Genomic DNA, 26702 nt, shown 5'->3' with positions numbered 1-26702 from the left:
TCAAGCTCAAACTATAAAAAATAATCGTGTATAGGTTATTTTTTAATAGTAATCACAAAAGGAACAATTAATGTAACAACTATACCAACAAGTAACAAAGTATCAAATTGCATTATACTCATGTTCAAATTATCTATTGGAATAAAGCCAACTACAATAGCCATAAAACAACCCACACAACCTAAAATTGCCATTATAACTGTACCAAATAATCCTTTATATATTTCGTACTGTCCCTGTTGCAACGGTTGACTAACTTTGAGCTTAATTGCTGCTATAAACATAATTATGTATGCTATAACTGCTAACTGTGCTGTTAAATCACTAAGGTACCAATAGGCTTCACTTACAGAGGGCATAAATATATAAGAAAAACAAAATACAGTAAAAATCAAAGCTTGTACTATTAGCATAGTATCAGGAGCATCATTTTTATTAGTTCTACCAAATGCCTGGGGTAAAATATTATCATTACTTACTATCATAAAAGCTCTTGATAAGCCCATAATCCATGCTGAGGTTGTAGTAAAAGCACCAAATATTAGTGTAATTGCAATAAAATATGTTATCCAAGGCATATTTATTTGGTTAAAAAAATAATGAAAAGAAACCATCAAACCTGTAACGATATCAACGTCACCAATCTGTAACTGACTACTTACTAATATTACAGCTATATTAGACAGTATTAGTGAACCTAGAATTACTGAACCTGATATTAATAAAGCTCTAGGAAAATTCTTTTTAGCATTTTTTACATTAGCAGCATGGATAGCACTCATTTCTAGACCAAACAAGCTAAACATAACTGTAATAAACAAAGCCCAACTACTAATATTGTTTCCTGATGGAATAAAATCTGACGCGTGAGGAAGAACTATACTTTGTGTATTAGAAAGCGCCCACAAAAAAGCCATCGCTATAATAATAAGCATAGGCAATAAAGTCCCAATAATAGCTCCTAATGTACTAACCGTACTAGAGGTTTTTATTCCAAATAGGTTTATAGCTGTTGCACTCCAAAACATTACCAAACTCATTGAAATCATATACCAAGGGTTTGATACTAAATCTGCTGCATTTTGCCCTAAAACTGGTGCCATCACATAGGCTATCACTCCAGCAAAAAAACCACAAATCGAGGGAAACCAAACTAAGTTATATACCCACTGTAACCATATAACTAAAAACCCTAAACGTTTCCCAAAGGCTTTTTTCACCCAAATATAAATACCACCTGTTTCTTGAGCCGAACCTGTTGACATCTCTGCTGTTAATAATGCACAAGGTACTAAGAAAAGTATTCCAGCTAATATATAAAAACTTACCACAATCCAGCCAGCTTGGGCTGTTATCGATATATTCCTAAGGCTATCTACGGCTATAATGTTTATCATCACTAGCCTTATTAAACCAAACTTTTTACTACTAACAACCTGTTCCATGAAAACCAGAATTTATTTCGTCAATAACCAATTTAGTATATACTTAAAACCAATTCATAACAACCAAACCTAAGTTGACAAATGAGAGCTAAAAGTATTCTAATTATTTTGTTACTTACTATACTAAACTTATGCTATGCTCAAGATGAGTCTTATATCTGTAGTAGTGATGTACTTAAGACTCCTATAGTCTACTCACAAGAAAAAGGTCAAATAAATTTTACTAACTGGGCTGATTACATATCTCCTGATGTAGTTCCTTGTTTTTCTAAACTCTCTAACACCAGAATTAAGTATATTTATACATCTGATGATAATATGACAAGAGCTAAAGTCATGACTGGCTCCTCAGGGTTTGACCTTATAGAGCAAGGAGCCTTGTATTTAAACACTGAAATAACTTCCGAAGCTCTTGTAGAACTTGATAAATCAAAGTTGCCAAATCTTAAGTACCGTAATAAAGTTATCTACGACAAGGTTTCACAAATCAACGATCCCGGTAATAAATATGCTGTAGTTTATAGCTATGGTACAACTGGTCTAGCTTATAATAAAGAGCAAATACAAGAACAGCTCGGTAAAGGTGTTATTCCAAATAGTTGGGAGTATGTATTTGATGCTAAATATCTAAGTAAGTTAGCTAAATGTGGCGTATCTTTACTTGATGAACCTGAACAGATTTTTGGTAATTATTTCTTTTATCATGGAATAGATCCAAACACTACTAGCAAAGCCAAATATGAAAAAGCTGCTCTTGATATAATTAGAAATATTCGCCCTTTTATCAAATATTTCGACAGTAATAAATACCAAAATGATTTTACCGCTGGTAATTTATGTTTAGTGATGGGTTACTCTGGTGATATTGTTAGATCTGTTGAAAGAGCTAAATCAGTCAATCCAAATGTTACCTTAGCTTATGTTATACCTAAAGAAGGCACTAATATTTGGTTTGATACGCTTATGATACCTAAAGGTGCTAAAAATCTCGATAAAGCATATGAACTTATGAATTATATAATAGATCCTTATGTATCAGCTCAAAATAGTAACTATCTATACCAACCTAATGCTGTTACACAAAATGATAAGTATATGGATCCTATATTTAATGACGAAAACATTAAGCCTACGGATGAAGCAATTAAAAAAATGTATGTGCTGAACATCCATGATGCAGAAATGCAAAGCTTTATAAGTAGAATGTGGATGAATGTCAAATATGGTATAGAATTTAAGCCTAAGTATTATAAGCCAAAATAGTCAAGATTATAACTTAAATTTTCTAACACCAAGGCACTTATATTTACCATGCCTATTGCAAAATAGCCTTAGCTTCAAAATAATGTCTCTCTTATCTATTATGGGACTGTTGCACGCTAGAATTAGATGGGTGGCAACAAGGCAAAAATATTCAAAAAAGCGCAGTTTACATGTGGTAATACTGATTCCAACATAAATTGTTGCATTTATCACAAAGGAGTTTATGACTAATTTTAGTTTGCAACACTCCTATTATTAAAGTTTACAGTTATAGATGTCGAGAAGACAACATTACTGCTCCCTTGTAGACACTAAGTTAACCCCACTATTTTGTTTAATTTAACTTTTATGAAAAACTTCTTCTTTTTGTAGGGTCTTCACCTTCAAATTTCTTACTTTTTTCAGCTTCATCAATATTTTCTTTGTAAGTTCTAAAATCAAACCTAAGTTTATAATCATTGTAAAAGTTGGAAAACTTAGGAAGTTCCCTACAAGGAAAGTGTTTACTCTTAGATTTAAGATCTTTAAAAAAATTTAGTTTTGGATTCAAATTTGCTAATATATTCGTTTGACATCTAAGTGCCCCCGCTCTTTCAATTGATTTATTTTGAGTTTCTTCAGCATCTAGGCCATTTTCAAGGATAAACTTAACCTTAATATTCCTCTTGGATAAAAAATTTCTAAAAGAATCTCTATGTTCCTTATCATGTGTATCTAATGTTAAAAAATAATTTTCTTGTGTTGTATTTGATATTATGTTGATACCATTAATCAAACTCGATGTAGCATTACCATTATCTCCTTTATTACCATCCATATCTTCATAATCCAATTTAACGGCTTCAAAATAATCTACTTTAAAATAATTAGTCCGTAATAATTGCCCAATCTTTTTTATTTCTTTATTTTTATCTTCATAAAGTTTTTTTGATTTTAAAGGCATATCTTCTGTATTATATTCATTTAGAAGAAAGTGACCTTTCGCAATGTATGCCATAGCTAAATCTAAATGATAGGTTACGTTTGGTATTATTAATATATTTTCAGTTTGAAATAACTTTTTATATTTATTAAGAACCTCTTTTTCTGAGTTATATTTTATTTTTTTTTCAACGCTAGTTCTTGATTTATATTCATTTATCCACATATCATAAAGGATTACTAATGAACCAATTAAATAATATTTCTCTCCTCTTGTATTGATGCAAGCAAAAAGATTACCACCCTCAAGAGACTTATTTGTAGATTTAACAACATATTTCTCTAACATTTTATTATCAAAACTCTTAAATTGGTGAAGATATTGTCTTGGGATATAGCTATGAAATTCTTCCGCATAGCTAGCAGGAGTATATTGGTTATGTTCATATATAGCGTGAAACGCTTCATCATTAGCGTAGTATGAATTTTTATTTCTAAGATAAAGTGTACTTTCTGTTTGAAAAAATAAATCTCTTACCCATACAAAATTTTTTAGCTCAGCATTAACAATTTCTTCATATATAATTTGATGCTTGTTACAAAACTCTTTTAAATCTTTAGTATAATGAGACTTCTCTGAAAAAACCAAAGTACCTAAATTACAATATTTTGTATGGTAAAATGAAGATGAAAACACTACGCCACAAATCCCACACCACATAAATATCAGCCAATTCATATAACAACAGTATTTAGTATAGAATTAAAAATAAAAATAACAATTATTTTATATTAAAAATAATTTTTATTAATTTTAAAAATTTTGTTGAATATATTGTATTAAATATAATATTAACCATTGTTTAATCAAATAATAATTAAATACTGCATAATGTGGTTTATTTCATAAAAGACCCAATTTTTCAAAACCTATATTACTCAAAGCGCCATATAAAATTACAGCTACAGAATTAGATAAATTCAGACTTCTACTATTTTTACACATAGGAATTTTGATTTGAGTAGTTTTAAGTAGCTCCAAAACCTCAACTGGTAGCCCTCTGGTTTCTGGACCAAACAATAAAATATCATCACAATCAAAATCTACCTGATGATAATATTGCTTTGCCTTAGTTGTACAAGCCCAAATTTTCTTGGTTTTATTTTTTTGATAAAATTCATCGAAATTTTTATAGATTTTAAGGTTTGCAAACTCATGGTAATCTAAACCTGCTCTTCTAAGTTGCTTATCTTCTAACTTAAAGCCCAAAGGTTCTATAAGATGCAAATTAGCACCCACATTAGCACATAATCGGATAATGTTCCCTGTATTAGGCGGAATCTCTGGCTCATATAAAGCTATATTTATCATCTCTTATAAACTCTTAAACCCAACTTGCAACATCTAAAGCTGTATAAGTAAGTATAACTTTAGCACCAGCTCTTTTCATAGATGTTAGTGTTTCTATAGTAATTGCTTTTTCATCTACCAAACCAGCTTTAGCAGCTGCTTTTATCATCGCATATTCACCACTTACATGATAAGCTGCTATTGGTAAATCAACTACATGGCTTAATTCATTAATAATATCAAGGTAACTTAAAGCTGGTTTTACCATGATAAAATCAGCACCTTGCTCAATATCTGCTATAGCTTCTCGGATAGCTTCCTTTTTATTACGGTAATCCATCTGATAAGTCTTACGATCACCTTTTAGTGAAGAATCACAAGCACTTCTAAATGGTCCATAAAAAGCTGAAGCATATTTTACCGAATATGACATGATTGCTACAGTTTCAAAACCTTTATCATCTAATGCTTGACGCATCGCTATAATCATACCATCCATCATACCACTTGGAGCTACAATATCTGCTCCTGCTTGTGCGTGAGAAATAGCTGTTTTTTGTAAAATCTCTAATGTTTTATCGTTACCAACGTACTCATTTTGGTCTAATATCCCGCAATGCCCATGTGGGGTAAAACTACACATACAAACATCTGTAGCAACTACTAGTTCTGGTGCAAGTTGTTTGATTTTTCTAATTGCTTGTTGAGTAATTCCATTAGGATCATAATTTTCAGATGAAACTAGATCTTTGGTTTTTGGCACCCCAAATATCATTATACTTTTAATTCCAGCTTTCGTAACTTGCTCGACAAGTTCATCTAACCTATCTACAGACCAATGATATTGGTTAGGCATACTTGAAATTTCTTTTTTAATGCCTTGACCATGTACTACAAATATAGGATACATTAAGTCATCTACACTTAAGCTAGTTTCAGCAACCATATCTCTTAAGTTTTGGGATGTTCTAAGCCTACGTGGTCGTGATATTGGAAAACTCATATTTTAATTCCTATTTCTTTTTATTAGGATTTTTTCTATATAAAACTAAAATATTGCCTATAATCTGCACAAGCTCACATTTTGTTGCTTGGGTAATCTTCTCAGATAACTCTTCTTTGTATTCTTTCGGAGCTCTAAAAGCTTTTACTTTGATTAATTCATGCGTTGCCAATGCTAAATCAATCTCTAGCATCACATTTTCTGTCAAGCCTTTTTCTCCTATTAAAACTACTGGTTTTAATTTATGAGCCAAGCCCTTTAATTTTTGTTGCTGCTTTACATCCATTTTTTATTCCTGTTTTTTATCTATAATGTAATTTTGAGGATTCAATTTATCCAAATCCCATTTTAAAGGATTGTTTCTAATATATTGGCATATTTTCAAATATACTTCTTCATTCCTTATAATATGTTCGTAATAATTTCTTTGCCACAAACGTTTATTAAATGATTGCCAATTTTTGGTTTTTACACCATTTATGTATGCGTTGGTTGTCATGGTTTTAAACCATTGAATTATTTTATGTAGGGGCGTACCTGCGTGTTCGCCCTTTTCTAATTTAGGGTCAACACATAGGTTGACCCCTACAGATATATTATCCCCACTCTGTGCCGACCTTTTATTATTCGGGCAACCACAAGGGATTGCCTCTACATAATGGTTATCTACTGTAGGGGCAGATTCTATATCTGCCCTATTTTTAATATGGATTATACAATGAAAATGGTTTGGCATAACTACATATTCACCACACTTAACGTTTGGAAATTTATTCTCTAAATCTTGATAATAATTCCACACCATCAATCCTGCATCGTTCAATACCATCTGATTATCGTTTATTTCTCCCAATAAACATCTTCTCTCATTCATACATACTGTTACAAAATAAGATCCTGTTTGACTATAATCATAAGCTTTTAAGCGAATATTTTTCCGATTAATAAAAGACATTATTTTATAATCTCTAATATTAAATTTTCTAAAATCAATTCTTTATCAACATTTTTGAAATTTGCAAAGTAATTTTTTGCCTCTAAAGCTTGTCTATATATTTTATACACATTATCACTATCTAGATTTGTTGCTAGATATTTGATAACAGCTAACTTATCATAGTTTGCTATATTGTTACTTTCTTCATCTAATTTATAATAATATACATCTATAGCTATACTTGTAAGCCAATATAAAGCGTCTTTATAGTGAGGAGATACCTCCTTTAAAAAAAGATTTACATTAAACTGATTTACTAATACTTTCATTAATAAGTTTCTAGTCTGCCAAAAGTGTGGCTCAAGCTTTATCTTTGCTACAATATTTATATCATCACGAGCTATTTGTAGAGATTTAGCTATACTTTCTTTTGACATATCAAAAGTGTATTTAAGATAACTACACTTATCTTCGTAGTTAAGTTTTATATCATAGACTAATGATCTACTTTTTATAGTTGCCAATATATTATTGTAATCACGCGTAAACATTAGAAAAAAAGTATTTTCTGTTGGTTCCTCTAATGTTTTCAGCAAAGCATTTGCAGCTGAGTCGTTTAGAAAGTCCAACTCTTCAATAATTATAATTTTAGCTAGGTTATTATGAGCTGTTAGCTCACAATTTTTTATAATTTTTTTAACTTCAGCTACTTTTATCTCATCATTTTCAGCTATAGCGATGGTGATATATGGACAATCCTGGTAACTTTCTACATGTTGACCTAAAATAACCTGACATAAAGAATTAATAAAACTATTTAACAATACAGCATCCTTGACTCTGAAAATAAAAGCATGATGTAGAGTTTTAGCAGACTTCTGCTCAAAAAAATTATCCAGAAGCTCTTTATGAGTTTTAAGATCTAACACTTCAATCCTATATTATTTTACGTGCATATAAAAAGTTAGTAATCATACTCTTAAAATATGCTAGTTTTGATTTTAAAAACCCTTTTTCTTTTTTCCTAACAAAACTAACTTCATAAACACAACTTTCTTTATCAAGATGCCTGATTATGTAATCATCATAAGTTTGAATTTCATCTACCAAACCTAACTCTAAAGCATCTTTACCAAACCAATATTCACCAGTAGCAACTTTCTGCATATCTAAGTTTGGTCTATATACTAATATATGTTTTTTAAATAGCTCATGTATATTGTGTAAGTCTTGCTTGAACTTTTGTCGTCCTTCTTCAGTGTTTTCACCCATAGTAGTCAAAGTACGCTTGTAGGCTCCAGAAGTATGCATTTCAACATTTATACCATTTTTTTGTAGCAACTCTCTAATATTAGGTACAGTTCCTACCACACCAATTGAGCCAACTATAGCAAATGGTGCTGAAATAATCTTATGTGCAACAGCAGACATCATATAACCACCACTTGCGGCTATTTGATCTATACATACTGTCAAATTTATACCAGCTTGGCGGATACGCTCTAATTGAGCTGCAGCAAATCCATAACCATTAACTACTCCACCAGGGCTATCAATTCGTACCACAACTTCATCCGTAGTGTTAGCGATAGCCAATACAGCTGAAACTTCTTTACGTAGATTCTCAACTTGAGAAGCATAAATATCACCTTTAAAATTCAAAACAAAAACTCTATTTTTTGTTTGAGTCTCTTTAGTTTGTTTTTTATGTTTTTTAAGGTAACTTTTGTATTGTTTTTTATCTAATATTGTCTCTAAAAATTTTTCTTTAGTTTCTTTATATTCACTACCTAGCTTATTAATTTCCAATTTACCTTTTGAAAGCTTGCTCACCTCTTGCTTTGCCTTTGCTAACAACGAAAAGAAACTTCCTACAACAAATACAATAGCAAATACAACTACTAATGCGTTTAATATAAAAAACACAAAATCTACAAAGCCTTGATACCACATAATTACCTACCTATGAGCTCGTAAGGTTTTTAATAATGAATCATTAGCATTTCCTTTTAAATTTGCTTTTTTGACAGAATCACGTGCAAAAATCTGCTTTTTGTACTTATAAATCGCACCAAAACTTTCATCTATAATAAAACCTTCTGCTTCAAGAGAAATTAAGTATGCTGCTATATAGCAATCAGCTAACGTAAAATTTGAGCAGATGAAAAAATCTGTCTCCGTAAAAACTTTTTCTACCGTTAAAAAGCTTTCTTTTAAATTTTTAAATAAAGAATCGAGTTTATTTTTATTATTACGGTTTTTTTTGATTTCCTCTAAAACTGGGTACCACTCATTATCTATTTTATCTAGAGACAAACGAATTCTAATCCTTTCATTTACCAAACTTGGTAATAATCCTGGTGCTGGAAACCTCTCATCAATATAAATTAACAGAGCCTTTCTATTATTTATACTATAATCCTTTTCTTTCAAAACTGGAAATATGCCATCTGGTGAGATTTTTTTTAACATCTCTGATGATAAATCTCCTGATTCTATTACTTCCACGTTCATCTTCTTTTCTGCTAGAGCAATCCTTGCTCTTAATGAATATGGACAGTATTTAGCTGTATATAACGTTACTTTCATTGAACTTGCCTTTATGAGATTAAAACAATTAAAACTCTACTTATTGTTTGCTATAATTGTGAATACTAAAAACTAATATAGAATTTTACCATATTTGTGGATAACTACAACACAGACAGCGAAGGCTTTTTGTTAGACTCTAACAATTGGGATATAACTTTTTGTCAGATAATAGCAGCTAAAGAAAATATAGTGTTGACTGATGAGCATATGGTAATTATCAATTTTCTTAGAAGTTTTTATAAAAAACATGAAAAATCCCCAGCAATAAGAGAGCTTGTTGGAGCATTAAAGAAAGAATATGGTGATAAATTAGGTAGCAGCTTATATTTACAGATATTATTTCCAATCTCCCCCGCCGTTCAAGCTGCAAAATTAGCAGGATTACCCAAACCTAAAAGATGTATATAGAGGAAAAGATGACTAAAGTATTTTGTAAAAAATATAACCAAGAACTTGATGCTATCCCTTACAAACCTTTACCAGGAGAGTTAGGAGAAAAAATTCAAGCTGAAATTTCGAATAAAGCTTGGCAAGATTGGCTTGCTCACCAGACAATTTTAATTAATGAATATCGTCTTAACTTGATAGAACCCAAAGCTAAAGAATTCTTACAGCAAGAAATGCATAAATTTTTATTCGAAGATAAAAAACAAACCTCACTTTAGACAAAGCTAAATTTTTGGTATAGAATACGCTCCAGGCCATTAATAATTATTAGCTACGCTTGCAATGTATAATTTTTTGAAAAAAAACATATTTTTAGTTTTTATAATATCAGTAGCTTTAATGTATTTATTATTTATTGGAGCTACTCCTTTATTTGACCGTGATGAAGGTTATTATGTTTCTGTTGTAATAAATATGCTTAATAACCACAACTACCTATTACCTACTTATAATAGTGAGTATTGGCTTGAAAAACCTATTTTGCTATATTGGCTAATACAAACTTCAACATTATTACTTGGTAAGAGTATATTTGCTTTTAGACTTCCTGCTGCTTGTTGTGGAGTATTATTAATTCTATCTATGAATTTTTTGCTTAGAAAAATTATAAAAGATAAAACTCTTAGCCTTATAATTTGTGCCTCTATAGCATTTATGCCTTTGCTAATAGTTATATCTAGAACTACTATGATAGACGTTCCTTTAGTTCTTTTTACAACTTTGACTTTATTGTGTTTTTTTATAGCTACGGAAAAGGATAAGTCTTGCGATAGAAAATGGTATTATTTTTCATGGTTTTTTTTAGGCTTGAGTTTTTTGGCTAAAGGTCCAGTAGGTATAGCTATAATCTTGCCAGCTATGTTTATATATTTATTAATTCAACGTAGCTTTTGGCGTGTTTTTTTTAGAGCAAACATACCTATCGGAATATTAATATTTAGTGCCGTTAATTTTTGGTATTTTATAGTTTTTTGGAAACTCGGGTATAAATTTTGGAATGATTTTTTTATCCAGCAAATATTTAATAGAAGCTCAAAAAGCTTGGTTGGTGGCACAGCGATATTTGCAAATTTAGGTGGAGCATTTTTTTATATAGCTACGATCTTATTAACTACAATACCATTTGTAACTCCAGCAGTATCTGGATTTTTATTAGCATTAAATAAAGGTTTAAAATCTAGGAAATCAATCTGGGATAAACTAGCTTTATTATCGGCTATATTTAGTATTATTACTATAATAATATTTAGCTTATCTGCTACTAAATTGCCTTATTATATACTACCAATTTACCCCTTTTTAGGCATATTAGTAGGTTATTTTTGGCTAAATGTGAAAGCTAGCAATAACTTTTGTATACCGTATAAAAAAGTTTTTTGGACAATATTTTATCTAAGTTCTTTACTTATCATTATAGTTAGTTTTGTAGGGCCTTTTGTTATCTATCTTGGCTGGGACAGTATTAATAACGCAGTTAGTCAAGATATTAACCCAACTGAATATGCGCTACCTGCAACTTTACCTAACCATCTATGGGTGTTGTTTTTAGTTGGTATTGTAAGTGTTTTAGTGATTTTCTTATTTAGGCATTTTTATCGTAAAAAAAATATTAACTACATGATATTAACTACTATCGTCGGTGGTTTTTTATATAGCTTATTAGCTATACTGATATTTTGTATTTCTATCTCATGGTTACAAACGCCAGCAATAAATATGGCTACAGAGTTAAAAAGCAAACTACCTAAAAATTCAGTAGTTAGTGAATTAGCAATTATTAAGCCATCTCTACACTACTATCTTAACACTAATAAAATTAATGATTATGCTTTTGCAACAGAATACGCAAAAGCAAATAAAGCGCAAGGTATAGAAAACTATACGATCATTAACGATTTAAATGAACTGGATGCTAAAGTATCTAACAAATATCCATACTATCTAATAACAAGAGATGGTTTAGATATCGATTATAAATCAAAAAATATTAGCGTAATAAAAAATCTTCATCCATATATAATACTAGGTAACAATAAGGCAAAACAACAATGGAAAAACCACAATTCTTAAAAGAATATAAACTTCTAAAATACTTACAACTTAAATACTCAATCTTACCTGTGGCTATAATGGTGATTTTTTTCTATTACTTTATAGATGTAAGGGCTGAAAATCTCGTTCTACTTATCCCAGAACATATTAGATCAATTTTTAAGGTTATAACTTTTTTAGGAGACTCAAGCTGGATAATAATTTCAACCTTACTAATAATCATTACTTTAACAGTTTGTAAAATCAGAAAAAAAGAAGCGATAACCTCTCACAACATTTATAAACTCTTATCTCCTAGTATATTTATACTTTCAAGTGTCATTTTAAGTGGGATTTTGGTTCAAATTTTAAAATGCATCATTGGTAGAGCTAGACCTATACTTTTTAGCGAGCATGGAGCAGCATATTTTCATCATTTTAACTTTTTTGAAGCTAGTTTTTCAAGCATGCCTTCTGGACACTCTACAACTATAGGAAGTTTGTTTGCTTGCTTAATGCTTATATTTCCAAAGCATAGATATCTATGGTTAATTTTAGCGATCTTTATAGCTTCAACAAGAATAATAGTTTTAAAACACTATCCTAGTGATGTAATATTTGGTTTAGCTTTAGGTATGTACACTTCCATTTATCTCTTTAAAAAATTTTGGGATAAAGTATAAACAAGGATTTCTGTATCTGTCAAAAAACACTTTTTGATCGTTTATTTAACGGCTTTTCTTGTAATATTGAGGTCAGAACGTTATCGCGTGGTAATAACCTTAATCTTTTCTCTATATACTCATCATAGCCTACTTTACCTTTATGAGTTTGATACCACCTTAAGGCGCTTTTATCTTTATAACTCACCTTACGTAAAAGATTGTAAGTTTTAAAAAGATATTTAGAATACTGGACATAGGAAAAAATTCTGTTTTTTAAGAAATGGACAAGGATTTACTAGATATATACACAGACTATCTTATAAGCCAAACTAAGTATGCTACAGCCACAAAATTATCAGATATATTAGATCAAGAAGTATCACATGACAAAATAACAAGGTTTTTAAACAAGTCAGATTTAACAAGCTTAGAATTTTGGAAATATATAAAGCCTTTAGTTAGAAAACATAACAGCGAATACGATGTTCTTTGTTTGGATGATACAATTAGTGAAAAGCCAAGCACAGATGAAAATGATATAGTCTGTTGGCATCACTCTCATGCTAAAAGTGTTCATGTAAAGGGTATTAATATAGTCTCATGTATGCTTAGTACATCAAACTTATCTATTCCTATAGACTATGAGATAGTGAAAAAGGATGAGCGATATTATGATGAAAAAGATAAGCGGTATAAAAGAAGATCTAAAGTTACTAAAAACCAAATGTTTCAAAACATGATAAATCGAGCAGTTATTAATCATGTTAAGTTTAAATATATTTTGGCAGATAGCTGGTTTTGCTCTAAAGATAATATGAATTTCATACATCATAGATTATCGAAGAAATTTATACTTGGTATGAAGTCAAATAGAGTTGTTGCCTTGAGTGATTATGCTAGAAAGAGTAAGGATTTTATTAAGCTCTCTGAACTTGATATTGCTGATGGAGAATCTTTAAAGATATGGCTTAAAGATATGAATTTCCCTGTGCTTTTAACAAAAAAGATTTTCATAAACGAGAACGGTACAAAAGGAATTTTATATCTTGTAACAAATGATTTAGAAATAGATTCTAATCAGTTATACCATGACTATCAAAAAAGATGGCAAATAGAGGTTTATCATAAATCAATTAAGCAAAATACTTCTTTATCAGCCTCACCAACTAAAGTTGAGAAAACTCAAAGAAATCATATTTTTTGCTCATTAGTAGCTTTTTGTAAACTAGAAATGCTTAAGATAAAAACTTCACTAAACCACTTCGCTCTGAAATATAAGCTATTAGTTAGATCTAACGCTATTGCTCTTAAGGAGTTATATGAAATTAGAAATTCATAACTAAAATGCGTAAGGTGAGTTTATAAATCGTGACATCATTCAATTCCTTATAATTATCTAAAAGCCATTTAATGCTTCTATTATCCATAAAACGACATCCATACAGTAAAGGAGTTATCTGTTTTTTTATCGGCGTAATCCATAGAGTATTAATATTATGCCTACAAAAATGTCTTTTTAATAAATCCAAAACTTGGTTGTTTGATTCTTTGCTACACCCTGCTACAAAATAACTAGCAATAGAGTTGCTATCTCTTGCTAATAAATTGTGTCTCAATAATAACTCAACTATTTCTGTACGTCCCTCCTGACAAGCAACATATAAAGGGGTTGCTCCAGTATTTTTTGGAAGATTTATAGCAGCACCATTCTCCAACAATAATTCGACTATTTCTTTATGACCCTTCTCACATGCAACATATAAAGGGGTTGCTCCAGTATCTGTAGCTTTATTTATATTAATATCATGTTTAGCTAATAATAATCCAACTATTTTTTTATAACCTCTGGCACAAGTAATATATAAAGGAGTTGCTCCAGTATCTGTAGCTTTATTTATATTAACATCGTTAGCTAGTAGTAGTAACTCAACTATTTCCTTATGACCTCTCTCACATGCAATATATAGTAAATTAGTATTCTGGTGATATCCTTTAGAAATGACTTTTTGTAATTCAACTTTATAGTAGTCCTTATCACCTGCTATAGTATTAGCGTAAGTGTCACTAATATTTTTTAGTGATTCGACAATAATCTGCTTATATCTTGACTTATTTAAACTATTATCTGATGATCGCCTATTATTTTTGTAATGTGCTTCTTCTAGATTACTTAAGTTTCCTTCTCCTTGTAAGAGATAGTTTTCTTCTTTAATAAATGTATAAAGTTTGCCTACATCTATTTCTCTTAGTTTATTTCTAGTATAGGTTGCGCGTTTTTTATGATTTTTCCATTTAAAAAAACTATTTATATATCTATGTAACCTATTGCCTATTTCTATTTTAATATTATCAAGACTTTTTTTTAAATCAGGTATATAATAATCTCTATGTTGGGGACTTATATAAACTAATATATTTAGAGCTAAAAGACCATCTCGTTCTATATTAAAATCAAAAGATTTAAAAATATTAGTAACTAAATTTTCAATACCGTCACATCTGCTGGCCTTAAAGTCACCAAGATTTAACATATTAGCATCATATAACTCTAAATTAGAATTAAATGTAATTGCATGATCTAAACTATTTACACTAACACAAAAGTTAAATTTGCTTTTATTAGGTTGCCTAATAAATAATGGTTTTAAGAAACGACAGTAATTTTCTTTTTTGCCAATAAAAGGATAATTATATACTTCTATAAACGGGGAAACCTTTTGATAAGTAATATTAGGTCTTTGATTATCAAATTTTTTTTGACTAACGGCAGTTAATTTTTCGTTTATAACAAACGGTGAAGTTTTTACTACATTTTGATATATTATTTTATTGCCTTCAAGGCTATTTAAGAATGTATTGTAAGGTGTGTGATATGCAAGTAATCCATCTAAGAAAGCTCGTATTGATATAACATTATCGTATATTTTCTTTTCGCGCGTTTCTAGGTTACTATAACGATCAACCTGTCTAGTGTTGCATTTAAATGATCGCTTTTCATAATTACATACAGCATTGATAAGGTCAGTTAGTTTATTATAATTATTGTTATTAAACGATATCGATATACTATCGCTTGTAACTGGAGTTACGGACTTTTGGGAAAAAGTTAAAGCGAAAAAGTTTTCTATGTGTTAATTTATAATTACATCAACTATGTTATGTTCTAAAAATGAAACAACGTGAATTAGCCAATCTATATACTGAATATTTATTATGTCAAAACTCCCAAGCAAGTGCGACAATGTGTTCAAGTATGTTAGATGAACTAGTAAAGCATGATAGTTTTTCTCGGATGTTAAAAGTTGGTAGTTATGAAAGTAAATATGTCTGGTTAAAAGGTAAAAGTATTTTAAACGCCTACAAAGATAAGCCAAAGATATTATCTATAGACAATACAATAAGTCCTAAATCTGATAGTATGGTCAATGAGGTAGTAAACTGGTTTTATGATCATTCTGTAGGTAGAGCAGTTAAAGGCATCAATCTTATTAGTGCTTTAATCCACGTTGGAGATGCTAATATTCCTGTAGGCTTTGAAGTACAAACTAAGGAAAACTTTGTAGTAGAAAAAGATAAAGCAGGTATGGAGCGCTTAAAGCGTAAAGCACGCTACACAATTAATGAACTGGCAAGAAAACTGATATTGAAAATTATTAAGAATTTCTCTAGTTTTGATTATATAGTAGCTGATAGATATTTTGCTTCTAAAACTAATTTGAAATTCTTTAACAAACATAAACTCTCGTATGTAATAGGTATAGCAAATAATCGTTTAGTTGCTAAGAGTAAAGCTAATGCTCTTGCTGGTAACTACTGTAGGTTAGATGAATTAGGATTGCTAGAAAATGAGGCTATGAAAATTTATTTAAAAGATATAAAATATAGTCTTGTGGTTACTCGCCAAGTCTTCAAAAACGGGGACAATTCAACAGGTGAGATTTATTTAATTACTAATGATCTAAACCTAGAGAGTAACCACATAGAAGATATCTATCAAAAAAGATGGAATATAGAAGTTTATCATCGAAGTATAAAACAAAACGCTAGTCTTGCTAAATCACCTACATCTGTAATTACTACTCAGCTTAACCATATAGGTTTATCTATAGGTGCATTTATTGAACTTGAAAAACTAAAACTTGCTTCAAATAAAAATCACTATGCGTTGAAAAGGAAAATGTTAATCGCCGCCAATCAAGCGAGTCATAGGGAAATTATAAAAATGAAAAAAATACTCAAAATGACTGCTTAAATTTAAAAGTCCGTAACTCCAGCTTGTAAGTAGTTGTAATCTTTTATGAAAAGTAGCGACATCATCAGATAGATACGCTTGACCCCACATGGCAGCCATACCAAAACATAAACCTTTGGGCAATCCTAAAGCAGTATAATAATCTCCCCAGCCACAGTGTTCCGAAATATCTTTTATATTTTCTATTAAATTGTCATAATAACTCATTATATTTTCCAAAGTAACGATTTTTCAGAACAATCAACCAAACCACTCCATTTTGACATAATTAGAATTAATGCTTAAATTATCCATCGCATGCACGAAAGTTTCAAAATTCATACTATTGATTAAAAAAATATAAACTTTATTAATTTATTATAAAATTTTACAGTAAAATATCAACAATTAAACTTATAATTCAAAATTATGAATAAATAGTGAATATATTAAATATAAAAAACTAAGTCAATATATAAAGTTATCTCTTAGATTGTAGTCTTTAGAAAAACTAAACTTGAAATGGTAGAGTTATCGCAACAAGTACGAGAATGATACTATTTTAGCTGTTTTAAGAAACTCTATTATAACTCTTCAGAAAGAGCGATCAGCTTCCTAGCTTGCAAAAGCTGATACTCACTTGTTTCATCTTTTAGGTTTAAATTAAGGTGTCCAACTTTTCGACCTTTTCTTGGACTTTTATTATAACTATGAATTTTTATGTAGTCTAAAGCTGCTAAGTCTGTGGTAGAAGGCATGTTGCCGATACAATTTAACATTATAGTTTTTTGACTATCTGTAGCACCAAGTATAAGTCCTGTAATAGCCCTTATATGGTTTTCAAATTGTGATGTAACTGCACCATCTATACTCCAATGACCACTATTATGTACTCGTGGTGCTATCTCATTAACTATTAGCTCATCACTTTTTACAAAAAATTCTATTGCTAAGGTACCAACGTATTCCAACTCTTTAACTAGAATTTTCGCTATCTGCTGTGCTTTTTGAGAAAGAATCTCATTTTCAAATGGTGCTATAGACTCAATTAAAATACCTTGTTTATGGGTATTTTTAGCTAAGGGATAAAAAGCTATATTACCCTTAACATCAGCTGTACAAATTTGCGAAACCTCATAATCAAAATCAACAAATGCCTCATATATCAAACCATCTGGAGCATCTTTTAAAGTCTCCCAAGCTTTTACTATGTCTTGTTGAGTTTTTATCACAAATTGACCTTTACCATCATAGCCAAATCTTCGAGTTTTAACTATAGCTGGTAAGCCAAACTCTTTAACTGCTTTTTTCAACTTTGCCAAACTATCAATATTTGCAAACTGAGCTGTAGCAATACTATAATCTTGCATAAAAGACTTTTCAAGCAGCCTATCTTGAGAAATAGCTATAGACTTAGCTGATGGATAAACCTTTACCTCATGGTTAATTGCTTGAATAAGCTCATAAGAAATATTTTCATTCTCAAACGTAATTACATCAAATTGTTTTGCCCAGTTTACAACTTCATTGATATTATCTAATGATATATCTGTCATACTTTTTACAACCTCTTGGGCACAATCTCCAGCTTTACCTAAACAGTGAAATTCAAAACCTAATGGGGTACCAGCTATACTTAACATCCTTGCAAGTTGCCCTGCACCGATAACACCTATTTTCATAATTATTGCTCTCTAGGATTGGGATTTTCTAAAACATTTTGAGTTTGGTCAACTCTAAATTTAGCTAAAGCTTCGGCTACTTTAGAATCTGTATGTTGCAATATACTAGCTGCAAAAAGGGCAGCATTTTTACTACCTGCAACACCTATTGCAAACGTAGCTACTGGAATACCAGCAGGCATCTGCACTATGGATAATAAACTATCTTTACCATTTAATGTACTAGATTTCACAGGTACTCCTAACACAGGAAGCTCTGTTTTTGCAGCTACCATACCTGGTAAATGTGCTGCTCCACCTGCTCCAGCTATTATGACTTTTAAGCCACGCTTTTTAGCAGTTTCAGCATATGTAAACATCTTATCTGGTGTACGGTGTGCTGATACTACCTCACATTCATAGCTAATACCAAGTTGATCAAGGATATCGCAACACTCTTTCATTGTGCTCCAATCAGACTTAGAACCCATTATCACACCAATGTCTATGCTCATTTTTTATTTCTCCAATCCTTGTATAACTCAAAATCTGTCATACCACGACTTGATCGTGGTATCCATTTTAACTATAATGGGCCGATACACTGATCGACCCCTACATTTCATTGTTACTTTTTTATATTTATCCGTAGGAGCTAACCTGTGTGTTGTTAGCTCTATCACAAATTTTTATTATTTTTTCTCCAATTTTTAATAACCTCAACCCAAGCTTTACTTTCTAGCTTTTGTACTCTTTCTTTTAAAGTTTCAGCCGTATCTATAGCTAAAACATCACATCCTAGTTGCAATACTACCTGACCACCATCAACATCTTCTGTAACCTGATGAATAGTACAACCAGATTTTATCTCTTTAGCATCAATTACAGACTGGTGTACAGCTAAATCCATCAAACCAGAATGTTTTGGCAATAAAGAAGGATGGATGTTTAGAATTTTACCTCTAAAATAATCTATAAAATCTTTACCTAATATTCGCATGAAGCCTATAAGCAGTATCAAATCTGGATTATATGACTTTATTTCTTGGATTAATAACTGATCATACTGTCCACGATCAAGTCCTTTAGCACTTAAAAATTTATTTGATATATTATGTTCTTTTGCTCTTTGTAAAATATATGCTTCTTTCTTATTTGAGATTACAAGCTCTATATTAGCATCAACTTGCTTAGTAGCAATTGTATCTATTATAGCTTGCATGTTACTACCACGCGTGGAGCCTAAAATTACAAGTTTTAACTTTGACATCGTACTAGCTAAGTTCTTTGTATTTATTACCGCGTAAAATATTCATATGATTAATGCGCTTATTTATAAGCTCTTTTGTACCTATATCACGTCGATGAAACAATTTACCATAGATTTTTTTTACACCATTTTCTGCTTTTTGTTCAGCTTCAGCGATACTGTCACCTAGACCTAACACAGCTATAGCTCTTGAACCTGTCCCGATAAGTTTACCCTCTCTTTCATCTACCGCACCAAAAAACAACTCCACATCACTAGGACATTGAGATATATCGATTTCAAAGTTTTTTACCGAGTGATTTGGATACCCCAAAGGCACTAAATACTTGCATACTGTAGCCTGTTTTTTAAAGCTTGCCTTAACATCTTGCAGATTACCAGTAGTTATTGCTTTAGCTATTTCTACAAAATCACCCTCTAGCAGGGTCAGCAAATTCATAGCTTCTGGATCACCAAAACGAGCATTATACTCTATGACTTTAGTGTCATTAATTGTTGCCATAAAGCCACCATAAATAATCCCTTGATAAAGAGATCCAAACTTATCAGCTAATGCGTGAATAACTTTTTCGTTGATTTCCTTAGCTCTTTGTATATCAATATCAGACAAAAATGGTAAACTATGATTTACGTCTGAATACGTACCCATGCCGCCTGTATTCGGCCCTCTATCGCCTTCATAGGCGCGTTTATGATCTTGGACAACTGGCATGTGTATAAAGTTTTTACCATCAGTAAAAGATATTAAAGAAAATTCCTCACCATGAAGCTTTTCTTCAATAACAAACTCTTTACCTGCATCTACTAATAATTGACAATGCTTAATAGCTCCTTTCATTGTATGAAGGTGATCTCCCCATACAAGTACACCTTTACCACCACATAAACCATCTGCTTTTATTACAAATTGCTTTTGATATTTTTTAAGTGTTTCTTCAACGCCATCCATAGAGTTAAACTTTTTAAAAAATGGATTAGCTCCAATTTTATACTCCTCTATAAGCTCACGAGTAAAGCCTTTAGATGTTTCTAACTGGGCATGCTCCTTAGTAGGTCCAACAACGTTGATCCCATTTGCTTTGAGCTGATCTGCCAGCCCAACCTCTAAGGGAGCCTCAGGACCAATAATTGCAAGATTTATATTTTGTGATTTTGCATAGTCTACAACAGCTTTACAATCACATATATCTGCTAATTTATAACCAACAGATAGCTTAGCAATACCTGGATTGGTAGTATTACTTATACAAAATAGTTCATTTTCTACCGAACTTCTTTTAACAGCTTTTGCAATAGCATGTTCTCTACTACCAGAGCCTATTAGAAGAATATTCATATTTTTCTCCATATTTAGATAATTTTTAATGTTTTTTTCTATACGGTTATTGATATCCTCTTTATGTGACGATGGAACAAATGTTTGTCCTGTAATCATCTCAAAAAGGGTAATATACTTTTGCGATAGCTCTACAACTAGCTCTTGTGGAGCTTGTGGTAAAACTTTATCATTATATGGATCACAATTTTTTGCAAACCATAATCTAAAAAATTCTTTATCGATATTTTCAGGTTCTAAGCCTTTTTCAAATTTCTCTTGGTAACTTTCTTTTAACCAAAATCTAGAGCTATCTGGAGTATGAATTTCATCAATTAGAATAATCTCACCTGTAAGCTGGTCTATACCAAACTCATACTTAGTATCTGCAAGTATCAAACCATGTTCTTGAGCTATTTTTTGACCAAACTCAAAAAGTTCTAAAGCCTTTTGTGATGCAAAATCCCATTGTTGTTGTGTAAGCCAACCTTCTTTAACAATATCTTGAACTGATATGGGTCTATCATGATCTTGCTCTTTAGTTGTAGGAGTTAGGATATTATGAGGAAGCTTTTGGTTTTTACTTAAGCCTTCAGGGAGAATATTCCCACAATAGTCTCTACTACCGTTTTTATAATGTGTCCACAATGATGTTGATGTTGAGCCCGTGATATAGCCTCTTACCACAAATTCAATAGGTAAAACTTTAGCTTTTCTTGCTATAATCACATTTGGATCAGGAGATGTGATAAAATGATTTTTTACTATATGAGCAGTTTTTTTAAACCACCATACTGAAGATTGTGCTAGGATTTGCCCTTTAAAAGGAATAAAACCTAACGATCTGTCAAAAGCAGACTGTCTATCAGTTGATATCAGAATACTTTTATCATCAATAAAATACATATCTCTGACTTTACCAGTGTATTTATCCTTGATATCCAGATTAGTTAATTTAAGTACATTTTTAATATTATTTATAATGATTTGTTTATCAATCATTAGACTAATTCCACCTTAGCTGAGTTTGTAATAGTACCAATTTGATACAGTTTAGTATTAGTATGCTTAGAAGCTAGCTTACACATTTTTTGATACTGATCTTGGCTTGTGATTATAGTCATACCAATACCCATATTAAATGAACGATACATTTCAAAATCACTGATATTACCAATTTTTTGCATAACTTTGAAAACTGCTGGAACTTCAAAACTATCTTTACTAATTTTAGCACCCAAACCTTTTGGCAACACACGCGGAATATTTTCAATAAATCCCCCACCAGTAATATGAGCCATACCTTTAATATCCACACCATTATCTAAGAAGTCACGGATAATATTTGTATAATTAATATGTGGCTCTAGCAAGATATCACCTATAGTTTTACCAGCAAACTCAGGATAAGTATCTGTATGCTTGTTATTAGCAACATCAAAGAAAAGCTTACGTGCAAATGAGTAGCCGTTTGTATGCAATCCAGAGGAGCTAAGACCAAATATAACATCACCTTGTTGGATATTTTCACCATTGATAATTTTGTCTTTTTCAACAATGCCAGTAATTACTCCAACCATATCTATTTCACCAGCTTGGTAAACCCCTGGCATCTCAGCCGTTTCACCCCCTACTAAAGATACACCAGATTCAGCACATGCTTTTGACATCCCTTTAACAAGCTCTTCCATAATAGCTGGATCTAACTTATCATGAGCGACATAATCTAAAAACGTAATAGGTTTAGCGCCCATTACTACAATATCATTGGTTGCAGCTGAAAAAAGATCGTAACCAAGATTTTCAAATTTATTACACATTACAGCAACTTTTGTTTTAGTGCCAACACCGTCTATAGACTGTACTAATACTGGGTCTTTGTAATTATTGACAATATCTTTCAGTGAAAACAAAGAACCAAAACTACCTAAATCTGTGAGCACATTTTTTGTAAAAGTTTTTTTGACATGCTTTTTCATTCTATCTACAGCTTGGTTGCCTGCCTCAATACTTACACCAGCGTCTTTATATTTTAAGCCAGCCATTAGTTTATTTCCTTATTATTGTTTTATAAAAGTAGCCATCATTACCGCTTATACCGTCATTCCCACGCAGGTGGGAATCTCTCAAATAGTCGTCATTCCCTTGCAGACGGGAATCTTTCGGCTTTTATCCGATATTTAAGAGATCTCCGTGTCAAGCACGAAGATGACGGTTTTTATTGACCATAGATACCCGCCTTCGCGGGTATGACCAATATTATTTTTATGTTAAAAGACCTTCATATAGATCTGTCCAGCTAGGATTTTCACTATTAATAATCCTTTCTTTCCAAATTCTATTCCATTTCTTTAATTGCTTTTCTCTAACTATAGCATCCTCTATATCTTCATAAGTTTCAAAGTAAACAAGCTTATCAAGGTTATATTTCTTACTAAAGCCGTCTACAAACTTTTGTTTATGTTCATAAACTCTTTTTATAAGATCTGAAGTTACTCCTATATACAAAACTGCGTTGTTCTTATTTGTAAGTATATACGTATAACCTTTTTTCATTTCTTACTATTCAGTTTAACTTTTACTGTTTCTGTTGCTATTCCATTTTATGCCGTCATTCCCGTGTAGACGGGAATCTCCTACATATTACCCATATTTCAAAGATACCCACCTCCGTGGGTATGACCATTTATTTAGCTTCTTACTTCACACTGTCATTCCCACGCAGGTGGGTAATCTCCTAAGAAGCCGTATATCCCACTCTGCTCTTTACAACATTGGAACGTATTAAATAAAAGCTCTGTAATTGTCATGGGACCAACACCTCCTGGTACTGGAGTTATAGCAGAAACTTTATCTTTCACACCTTCAAAATCAACATCCCCATATAGTTTACCATCTACACGATTGATACCAACATCAATCACAACTGCACCTGGTTTGAGCATATCTGCAGTTATAAACCTATCTTTCCCAATCGCTACCACTAAAATATCAGCTTTTTGAGTATGCGATCTAAGATCTTTTGTTTTACTATTACATATTGTCACTGTTGCTTTAGCATTTAGTAGCATTTGTGCTATAGGTTTACCAACGATATTGCTAGCACCAACTACTACAGCATTAGCTCCAATAAGATCAACATTATACTGTTTAAGCATTGTCATAATACCCTTTGGGGTACATGGTTGTAAGCAAGTTTTATCACCTATTTGTAGTTTGCCTATATTTGTTGGGTGAAAACCATCAACATCTTTTTCTACTGCTATAGAATTAATAACTTTTTGGCTATCAATATGCTTTGGTAATGGTAACTGTACCAGTATAGCATGTACTTGTTTATCATTATTAAGCTGTTTAACCAATTGCAAAAGCTCCTCTTCTGAGGTTTTTTCTGGTAGTTTTATAACATCTGAATCCATACCCACTTGAGCACATGTTTTAGATTTAGAGCTAACATAAACTTGGCTAGCCGGATCATCTCCCACTATTACAGCTACAAGTTTTGGCGTGATATTGGTTTTGTTTTTGTATTCTTGAATTTGCTCTTTAAGTTGCATCTTTAGATTTTGCGATAGAGCTTTACCGTCGATTAAAGTCATGACTGATCAACTATACTTTCAATAAAGTAAAAGATAGACATATGATAACAAATTTAAGATAAGAATGGTTGAATTTATTAGATAAGATTACTTATTTCATTCAATAGACTCCTACAAAGTTTAGATCCTATAATAAGTCTATTGCAGAATTGGGTTATTTAATAAACAAGGCAAACTCTCATATATCCCTATTTAAGTTAACATAATACTACCCAACATGAACAATAGAATTATTAATTAAGATCTACAAAGCCCTAAACCTTTATTTCTCAAAATTTCCTGCTTTCTCAATCATTTTTTAATCAGTTCAAATAATAATTGGCATTTATTCGGAGAAAAATTATGACTATCCACACGCTTTGTGTATATTTTGATAAAAAAGTCCCATAAACCGCTTGAAGTACAAAAAATTCTCCTTATAATTGCTAGTACTTGATAGTTTTAACCTTGACTTATACTCTCAAGAAAAATTAACAACATATAGCTAACAAAAAACTAAGGAAACAAATTATGAAAAAGACAACCCAAAAAGGTTTCTCACTTGTTGAGTTAATGGTGGTGATTGCTATTATCGCTATTCTAGCAGCAGTAGCTGTTCCTATGTATTCAAACTATACTACTCGTGCTAAGATAGGTTCTGAGCTCTCAAAACTAGGTGGCGCAAAAGCTCAAGTTGCTGAAGGTATCGCTAATAACAATGGATCTGTAACTGGTGTAACAGCATCAGACTTGCCAAGTGGAGCTTCTGTAACTGATGGTGTAATCTCATTAACATCAACAGAAGTATCTGGTGCTACAATAACACTTACACCTACTGCAGCATCTGGCGCAATTACTTGGGCTTGTAACGTAAATGGTGTGACTTCATCTCAAGTTCCTTCTAACTGTACAAATAACTAATCTCCTATATCAAAAGCTACACAAGTGGCTTTTCTCATACGAAAACTAAATGCTATATTTTAAGTCTGATGACTAAATTGCGTCACAACTTTCGTCTTCTTACTATAAATGAAATTATATTTTATCCTATAATATATAATTACAAGATTTTTGTGCCTTGTATTTTTGGCTTTAACTAAATTATGGATACAATATGAAAAAAACAACACAAAAAGGCTTTTCCCTCATTGAACTAATGATGGTGATTGCTATTATTGCCATCCTAGCATCAATAGCTATTCCAATATATGCCAACTATAAAGAACGAGCACAAATTACTAGTGCTATAAATAGCATAGGTGGAATAAAAGCAAAAATAGAGGATGATATAAATAACAATATAGATATCTCTACTCAAACTTATGAAACTCCCCAGGGTGTCTCAGTAATTAATGGTAGCTCATCTGGCGGCACAATTGAGGTTAACTTAAGCAGAACAAACCCCGACACATTTACAAATCCTAATGACACTATCAAACTTGCTGGGATTGTTAGCGGTAGCATGTTTAATTGGACGTGCTCACATAACTCTAATGCTTCAAGTCTAACGACTAGTAACGTACCGCCAGCTTGCTCTAGCACTTTTTAAACGTTAAATATTAATAGTCAACCTTCGATTTTAGTCACGCTTATAAATATCTTCTAAGCGGACTATATCATCTTCTCCTAAATAATCACCAACTTGAACCTCAATTATTTGAATATCACTATCTGTAAAATTTTCAAGCCTATGAATAGACTCTTTAGGTATAAAAATATGGTCACCAACTTTATATTCACATACACTTTCATCAACTGTAATAGTTGGATTACCAGTAACTACAACCCAGTGTTCTGCTCTCTTAAAATGCTTTTGCAAAGACAGTTGTCCTTTGGGTTTAACTGTTATTATTTTAGTTTGGCTTTTTTCTGTAAAATTAAGGGTTTGATACGTACCCCAAGGACGCTGATAAATTTTTCCAATCTGATTAATATTAGAAGCCATAAAATCCCAATTTCATAAACTTTTGTAGAATAAACATTAATTATTGA

Annotated in this window: 28 protein-coding genes; 9 read left to right on the top strand and 19 right to left on the bottom strand. The window is 31.4% G+C overall.

Features of this window, described 5'->3' with window-relative positions:
- Positions 1 to 35 precede the first annotated feature (35 nt).
- Positions 36 to 1445: an APC family permease gene (locus E4K63_RS02530; RefSeq protein ID WP_133941383.1), complete on the bottom strand. Its 1410-nt coding sequence runs from the start codon at positions 1443 to 1445 to the stop codon at positions 36 to 38.
- Positions 1446 to 1526: 81 nt separating this feature from the next.
- Between E4K63_RS02530 and E4K63_RS02525 the strand changes: the two genes are divergently transcribed.
- Positions 1527 to 2708, top strand: a complete 1182-nt coding sequence (locus E4K63_RS02525) for a polyamine ABC transporter substrate-binding protein (RefSeq protein ID WP_133941385.1) — start codon at positions 1527 to 1529, stop codon at positions 2706 to 2708.
- A gap of 346 nt (positions 2709 to 3054) precedes the next feature.
- Here the strand turns inward: E4K63_RS02525 and E4K63_RS02520 are convergent, their stop codons facing one another.
- The 8 genes from E4K63_RS02520 to sspA form a co-directional block, all read right to left on the bottom strand.
- On the bottom strand, positions 3055 to 4368 hold the full coding sequence (locus E4K63_RS02520; RefSeq protein ID WP_133941387.1) for a hypothetical protein: 1314 nt from the start codon (positions 4366 to 4368) through the stop codon (positions 3055 to 3057).
- A 165-nt stretch (positions 4369 to 4533) separates the two neighbouring features.
- Positions 4534 to 5001 (bottom strand): tRNA (uridine(34)/cytosine(34)/5-carboxymethylaminomethyluridine(34)-2'-O)-methyltransferase TrmL, encoded by a 468-nt coding sequence (gene trmL / locus E4K63_RS02515; protein WP_133941389.1) that lies wholly within the window; start codon positions 4999 to 5001, stop codon positions 4534 to 4536.
- Between the two features lie 13 nt (positions 5002 to 5014).
- Entirely contained in the window at positions 5015 to 5983 is a 969-nt protein-coding gene (hemB, locus tag E4K63_RS02510; RefSeq protein WP_133941391.1) for a porphobilinogen synthase, read from the bottom strand.
- A 10-nt stretch (positions 5984 to 5993) separates the two neighbouring features.
- Entirely contained in the window at positions 5994 to 6269 is a 276-nt protein-coding gene (gene yhbY / locus E4K63_RS02505) for a ribosome assembly RNA-binding protein YhbY (RefSeq protein WP_133941393.1), read from the bottom strand.
- A 3-nt stretch (positions 6270 to 6272) separates the two neighbouring features.
- Positions 6273 to 6938 (bottom strand): transposase, encoded by a 666-nt coding sequence (locus E4K63_RS02500; RefSeq protein WP_133941395.1) that lies wholly within the window; start codon positions 6936 to 6938, stop codon positions 6273 to 6275.
- The gene (locus tag E4K63_RS02495) at positions 6938 to 7849 is read right to left on the bottom strand and encodes a DNA polymerase III subunit delta' C-terminal domain-containing protein (protein ID WP_133941397.1); all 912 of its coding nucleotides are present in this window, start codon (positions 7847 to 7849) and stop codon (positions 6938 to 6940) included. Before E4K63_RS02495 ends, E4K63_RS02500 begins: the two co-directional genes overlap by 1 nt.
- Positions 7850 to 7856: 7 nt before the next feature.
- Positions 7857 to 8873, bottom strand: a complete 1017-nt coding sequence (sohB, locus tag E4K63_RS02490; protein WP_133941399.1) for a protease SohB — start codon at positions 8871 to 8873, stop codon at positions 7857 to 7859.
- Positions 8874 to 8879: 6 nt separating this feature from the next.
- Positions 8880 to 9509 (bottom strand): transcriptional regulator SspA, encoded by a 630-nt coding sequence (gene sspA / locus E4K63_RS02485; protein ID WP_133941401.1) that lies wholly within the window; start codon positions 9507 to 9509, stop codon positions 8880 to 8882.
- A gap of 96 nt (positions 9510 to 9605) precedes the next feature.
- On the opposite strand from sspA, the gene E4K63_RS02480 reads away from it, so the two are divergent.
- From E4K63_RS02480 to E4K63_RS02460, 5 genes are all read left to right on the top strand, one after another.
- Positions 9606 to 9920 carry a TusE/DsrC/DsvC family sulfur relay protein gene (locus E4K63_RS02480; protein WP_133941403.1) on the top strand — a complete coding sequence of 105 codons (315 nt, stop codon included), beginning with the start codon at positions 9606 to 9608 and terminating at the stop codon, positions 9918 to 9920.
- An 8-nt stretch (positions 9921 to 9928) separates the two neighbouring features.
- Entirely contained in the window at positions 9929 to 10177 is a 249-nt protein-coding gene (locus tag E4K63_RS02475; protein WP_166666889.1) for an oxidative damage protection protein, read from the top strand.
- A gap of 121 nt (positions 10178 to 10298) precedes the next feature.
- Positions 10299 to 12029 carry an ArnT family glycosyltransferase gene (locus E4K63_RS02470; protein ID WP_166666890.1) on the top strand — a complete coding sequence of 577 codons (1731 nt, stop codon included), beginning with the start codon at positions 10299 to 10301 and terminating at the stop codon, positions 12027 to 12029.
- Positions 12008 to 12673, top strand: a complete 666-nt coding sequence (locus E4K63_RS02465) for a phosphatase PAP2 family protein (RefSeq protein WP_133941409.1) — start codon at positions 12008 to 12010, stop codon at positions 12671 to 12673. Before E4K63_RS02470 ends, E4K63_RS02465 begins: the two co-directional genes overlap by 22 nt.
- A 262-nt stretch (positions 12674 to 12935) precedes the next feature.
- Positions 12936 to 13994, top strand: coding sequence for an IS701 family transposase (locus tag E4K63_RS02460; RefSeq protein WP_179965674.1), 1059 nt, complete (start codon positions 12936 to 12938; stop codon positions 13992 to 13994).
- Here E4K63_RS02460 and E4K63_RS02455 read toward each other — a convergent pair.
- The gene (locus E4K63_RS02455; RefSeq protein ID WP_133942566.1) at positions 13981 to 15186 is read right to left on the bottom strand and encodes an ankyrin repeat domain-containing protein; all 1206 of its coding nucleotides are present in this window, start codon (positions 15184 to 15186) and stop codon (positions 13981 to 13983) included. The two genes, E4K63_RS02460 and E4K63_RS02455, sit on opposite strands and share 14 nt — an antisense overlap.
- A gap of 638 nt (positions 15187 to 15824) precedes the next feature.
- Here E4K63_RS02455 and E4K63_RS02450 point away from each other — a divergent pair.
- Positions 15825 to 16907 (top strand): IS701 family transposase, encoded by a 1083-nt coding sequence (locus tag E4K63_RS02450; RefSeq protein ID WP_179965672.1) that lies wholly within the window; start codon positions 15825 to 15827, stop codon positions 16905 to 16907.
- Here the strand turns inward: E4K63_RS02450 and E4K63_RS02445 are convergent.
- From E4K63_RS02445 to folD, 8 genes are all read right to left on the bottom strand, one after another.
- Positions 16836 to 17114, bottom strand: coding sequence for a hypothetical protein (locus E4K63_RS02445; RefSeq protein ID WP_133942420.1), 279 nt, complete (start codon positions 17112 to 17114; stop codon positions 16836 to 16838). The two genes, E4K63_RS02450 and E4K63_RS02445, sit on opposite strands and share 72 nt — an antisense overlap.
- 356 nt (positions 17115 to 17470) lie before the next feature.
- Positions 17471 to 18568, bottom strand: coding sequence for a 5-(carboxyamino)imidazole ribonucleotide synthase (locus E4K63_RS02440; RefSeq protein ID WP_133942419.1), 1098 nt, complete (start codon positions 18566 to 18568; stop codon positions 17471 to 17473).
- A 2-nt stretch (positions 18569 to 18570) separates the two neighbouring features.
- Positions 18571 to 19062 (bottom strand): 5-(carboxyamino)imidazole ribonucleotide mutase, encoded by a 492-nt coding sequence (purE, locus tag E4K63_RS02435; protein WP_133942418.1) that lies wholly within the window; start codon positions 19060 to 19062, stop codon positions 18571 to 18573.
- A 164-nt stretch (positions 19063 to 19226) separates the two neighbouring features.
- Positions 19227 to 19817 (bottom strand): phosphoribosylglycinamide formyltransferase, encoded by a 591-nt coding sequence (gene purN, locus E4K63_RS02430; protein WP_133942417.1) that lies wholly within the window; start codon positions 19815 to 19817, stop codon positions 19227 to 19229.
- A 4-nt stretch (positions 19818 to 19821) separates the two neighbouring features.
- Positions 19822 to 22134 carry a phosphoribosylaminoimidazolesuccinocarboxamide synthase gene (locus E4K63_RS02425; protein WP_133942416.1) on the bottom strand — a complete coding sequence of 771 codons (2313 nt, stop codon included), beginning with the start codon at positions 22132 to 22134 and terminating at the stop codon, positions 19822 to 19824.
- Positions 22134 to 23177: a phosphoribosylformylglycinamidine cyclo-ligase gene (gene purM, locus E4K63_RS02420; protein ID WP_133942415.1), complete on the bottom strand. Its 1044-nt coding sequence runs from the start codon at positions 23175 to 23177 to the stop codon at positions 22134 to 22136. The genes E4K63_RS02425 and purM overlap by 1 nt, the downstream gene beginning before the upstream one ends.
- Before the next feature lie 220 nt (positions 23178 to 23397).
- On the bottom strand, positions 23398 to 23688 hold the full coding sequence (locus tag E4K63_RS02415) for a GIY-YIG nuclease family protein (RefSeq protein ID WP_133942414.1): 291 nt from the start codon (positions 23686 to 23688) through the stop codon (positions 23398 to 23400).
- 155 nt (positions 23689 to 23843) lie between these two features.
- Positions 23844 to 24731, bottom strand: coding sequence for a bifunctional methylenetetrahydrofolate dehydrogenase/methenyltetrahydrofolate cyclohydrolase FolD (gene folD / locus E4K63_RS02410; RefSeq protein WP_133942413.1), 888 nt, complete (start codon positions 24729 to 24731; stop codon positions 23844 to 23846).
- 510 nt (positions 24732 to 25241) lie between these two features.
- On the opposite strand from folD, the gene E4K63_RS02405 reads away from it, so the two are divergent.
- Together E4K63_RS02405 and E4K63_RS02400 are read left to right on the top strand one after the other, a co-directional pair.
- Positions 25242 to 25631 carry a pilin gene (locus E4K63_RS02405; RefSeq protein ID WP_133942412.1) on the top strand — a complete coding sequence of 130 codons (390 nt, stop codon included), beginning with the start codon at positions 25242 to 25244 and terminating at the stop codon, positions 25629 to 25631.
- Positions 25632 to 25824: 193 nt separating this feature from the next.
- Positions 25825 to 26259 carry a prepilin-type N-terminal cleavage/methylation domain-containing protein gene (locus E4K63_RS02400; RefSeq protein WP_133942411.1) on the top strand — a complete coding sequence of 145 codons (435 nt, stop codon included), beginning with the start codon at positions 25825 to 25827 and terminating at the stop codon, positions 26257 to 26259.
- A 30-nt stretch (positions 26260 to 26289) separates the two neighbouring features.
- Here E4K63_RS02400 and E4K63_RS02395 read toward each other — a convergent pair whose 3' ends face one another.
- Complete coding sequence (locus E4K63_RS02395) at positions 26290 to 26655, bottom strand: phosphomannose isomerase type II C-terminal cupin domain (protein WP_133942410.1); 366 nt, start codon at positions 26653 to 26655, stop codon at positions 26290 to 26292.
- Positions 26656 to 26702 lie beyond the last annotated feature (47 nt).

Origin of the sequence: Allofrancisella inopinata, from assembly GCF_012222965.1 — a bacterium.
GTDB classification, from domain to species: Bacteria; Pseudomonadota; Gammaproteobacteria; order Francisellales; family Francisellaceae; genus Francisella; species Francisella inopinata.
This window is presented reverse-complemented; position numbering and strand designations above follow the sequence as displayed.

What these genes read in the sequence shown, in the direction of transcription:
- E4K63_RS02520 (WP_133941387.1), bottom strand. Translation starts at nt 4,368, where the DNA reads ATGAATTGGCTGATATTTATGTGGTGTGGGATTTGTGGCGTAGTGTTT.
- E4K63_RS02470 (WP_166666890.1), top strand. Translation starts at nt 10,299, where the DNA reads ATGTATTTATTATTTATTGGAGCTACTCCTTTATTTGACCGTGATGAA.
- folD (WP_133942413.1), bottom strand. Translation starts at nt 24,731, where the DNA reads ATGACTTTAATCGACGGTAAAGCTCTATCGCAAAATCTAAAGATGCAA.
- hemB (WP_133941391.1), bottom strand. Translation starts at nt 5,983, where the DNA reads ATGAGTTTTCCAATATCACGACCACGTAGGCTTAGAACATCCCAAAAC.
- E4K63_RS02395 (WP_133942410.1), bottom strand. Translation starts at nt 26,655, where the DNA reads ATGGCTTCTAATATTAATCAGATTGGAAAAATTTATCAGCGTCCTTGG.
- trmL (WP_133941389.1), bottom strand. Translation starts at nt 5,001, where the DNA reads ATGATAAATATAGCTTTATATGAGCCAGAGATTCCGCCTAATACAGGG.
- E4K63_RS02415 (WP_133942414.1), bottom strand. Translation starts at nt 23,688, where the DNA reads ATGAAAAAAGGTTATACGTATATACTTACAAATAAGAACAACGCAGTT.
- E4K63_RS02425 (WP_133942416.1), bottom strand. Translation starts at nt 22,134, where the DNA reads ATGATTGATAAACAAATCATTATAAATAATATTAAAAATGTACTTAAA.
- E4K63_RS02400 (WP_133942411.1), top strand. Translation starts at nt 25,825, where the DNA reads ATGAAAAAAACAACACAAAAAGGCTTTTCCCTCATTGAACTAATGATG.
- E4K63_RS02445 (WP_133942420.1), bottom strand. Translation starts at nt 17,114, where the DNA reads ATGAGTTATTATGACAATTTAATAGAAAATATAAAAGATATTTCGGAA.
- E4K63_RS02475 (WP_166666889.1), top strand. Translation starts at nt 9,929, where the DNA reads ATGACTAAAGTATTTTGTAAAAAATATAACCAAGAACTTGATGCTATC.
- E4K63_RS02500 (WP_133941395.1), bottom strand. Translation starts at nt 6,938, where the DNA reads ATGTCTTTTATTAATCGGAAAAATATTCGCTTAAAAGCTTATGATTAT.
- E4K63_RS02525 (WP_133941385.1), top strand. Translation starts at nt 1,527, where the DNA reads ATGAGAGCTAAAAGTATTCTAATTATTTTGTTACTTACTATACTAAAC.
- E4K63_RS02450 (WP_179965672.1), top strand. Translation starts at nt 15,825, where the DNA reads ATGAAACAACGTGAATTAGCCAATCTATATACTGAATATTTATTATGT.
- purN (WP_133942417.1), bottom strand. Translation starts at nt 19,817, where the DNA reads ATGTCAAAGTTAAAACTTGTAATTTTAGGCTCCACGCGTGGTAGTAAC.
- E4K63_RS02465 (WP_133941409.1), top strand. Translation starts at nt 12,008, where the DNA reads ATGGAAAAACCACAATTCTTAAAAGAATATAAACTTCTAAAATACTTA.
- E4K63_RS02405 (WP_133942412.1), top strand. Translation starts at nt 25,242, where the DNA reads ATGAAAAAGACAACCCAAAAAGGTTTCTCACTTGTTGAGTTAATGGTG.
- purM (WP_133942415.1), bottom strand. Translation starts at nt 23,177, where the DNA reads ATGGCTGGCTTAAAATATAAAGACGCTGGTGTAAGTATTGAGGCAGGC.
- purE (WP_133942418.1), bottom strand. Translation starts at nt 19,062, where the DNA reads ATGAGCATAGACATTGGTGTGATAATGGGTTCTAAGTCTGATTGGAGC.
- E4K63_RS02460 (WP_179965674.1), top strand. Translation starts at nt 12,936, where the DNA reads ATGGACAAGGATTTACTAGATATATACACAGACTATCTTATAAGCCAA.
- E4K63_RS02530 (WP_133941383.1), bottom strand. Translation starts at nt 1,445, where the DNA reads ATGGAACAGGTTGTTAGTAGTAAAAAGTTTGGTTTAATAAGGCTAGTG.
- sohB (WP_133941399.1), bottom strand. Translation starts at nt 8,873, where the DNA reads ATGTGGTATCAAGGCTTTGTAGATTTTGTGTTTTTTATATTAAACGCA.
- sspA (WP_133941401.1), bottom strand. Translation starts at nt 9,509, where the DNA reads ATGAAAGTAACGTTATATACAGCTAAATACTGTCCATATTCATTAAGA.
- E4K63_RS02440 (WP_133942419.1), bottom strand. Translation starts at nt 18,568, where the DNA reads ATGAAAATAGGTGTTATCGGTGCAGGGCAACTTGCAAGGATGTTAAGT.
- yhbY (WP_133941393.1), bottom strand. Translation starts at nt 6,269, where the DNA reads ATGGATGTAAAGCAGCAACAAAAATTAAAGGGCTTGGCTCATAAATTA.
- E4K63_RS02455 (WP_133942566.1), bottom strand. Translation starts at nt 15,186, where the DNA reads ATGTTAAATCTTGGTGACTTTAAGGCCAGCAGATGTGACGGTATTGAA.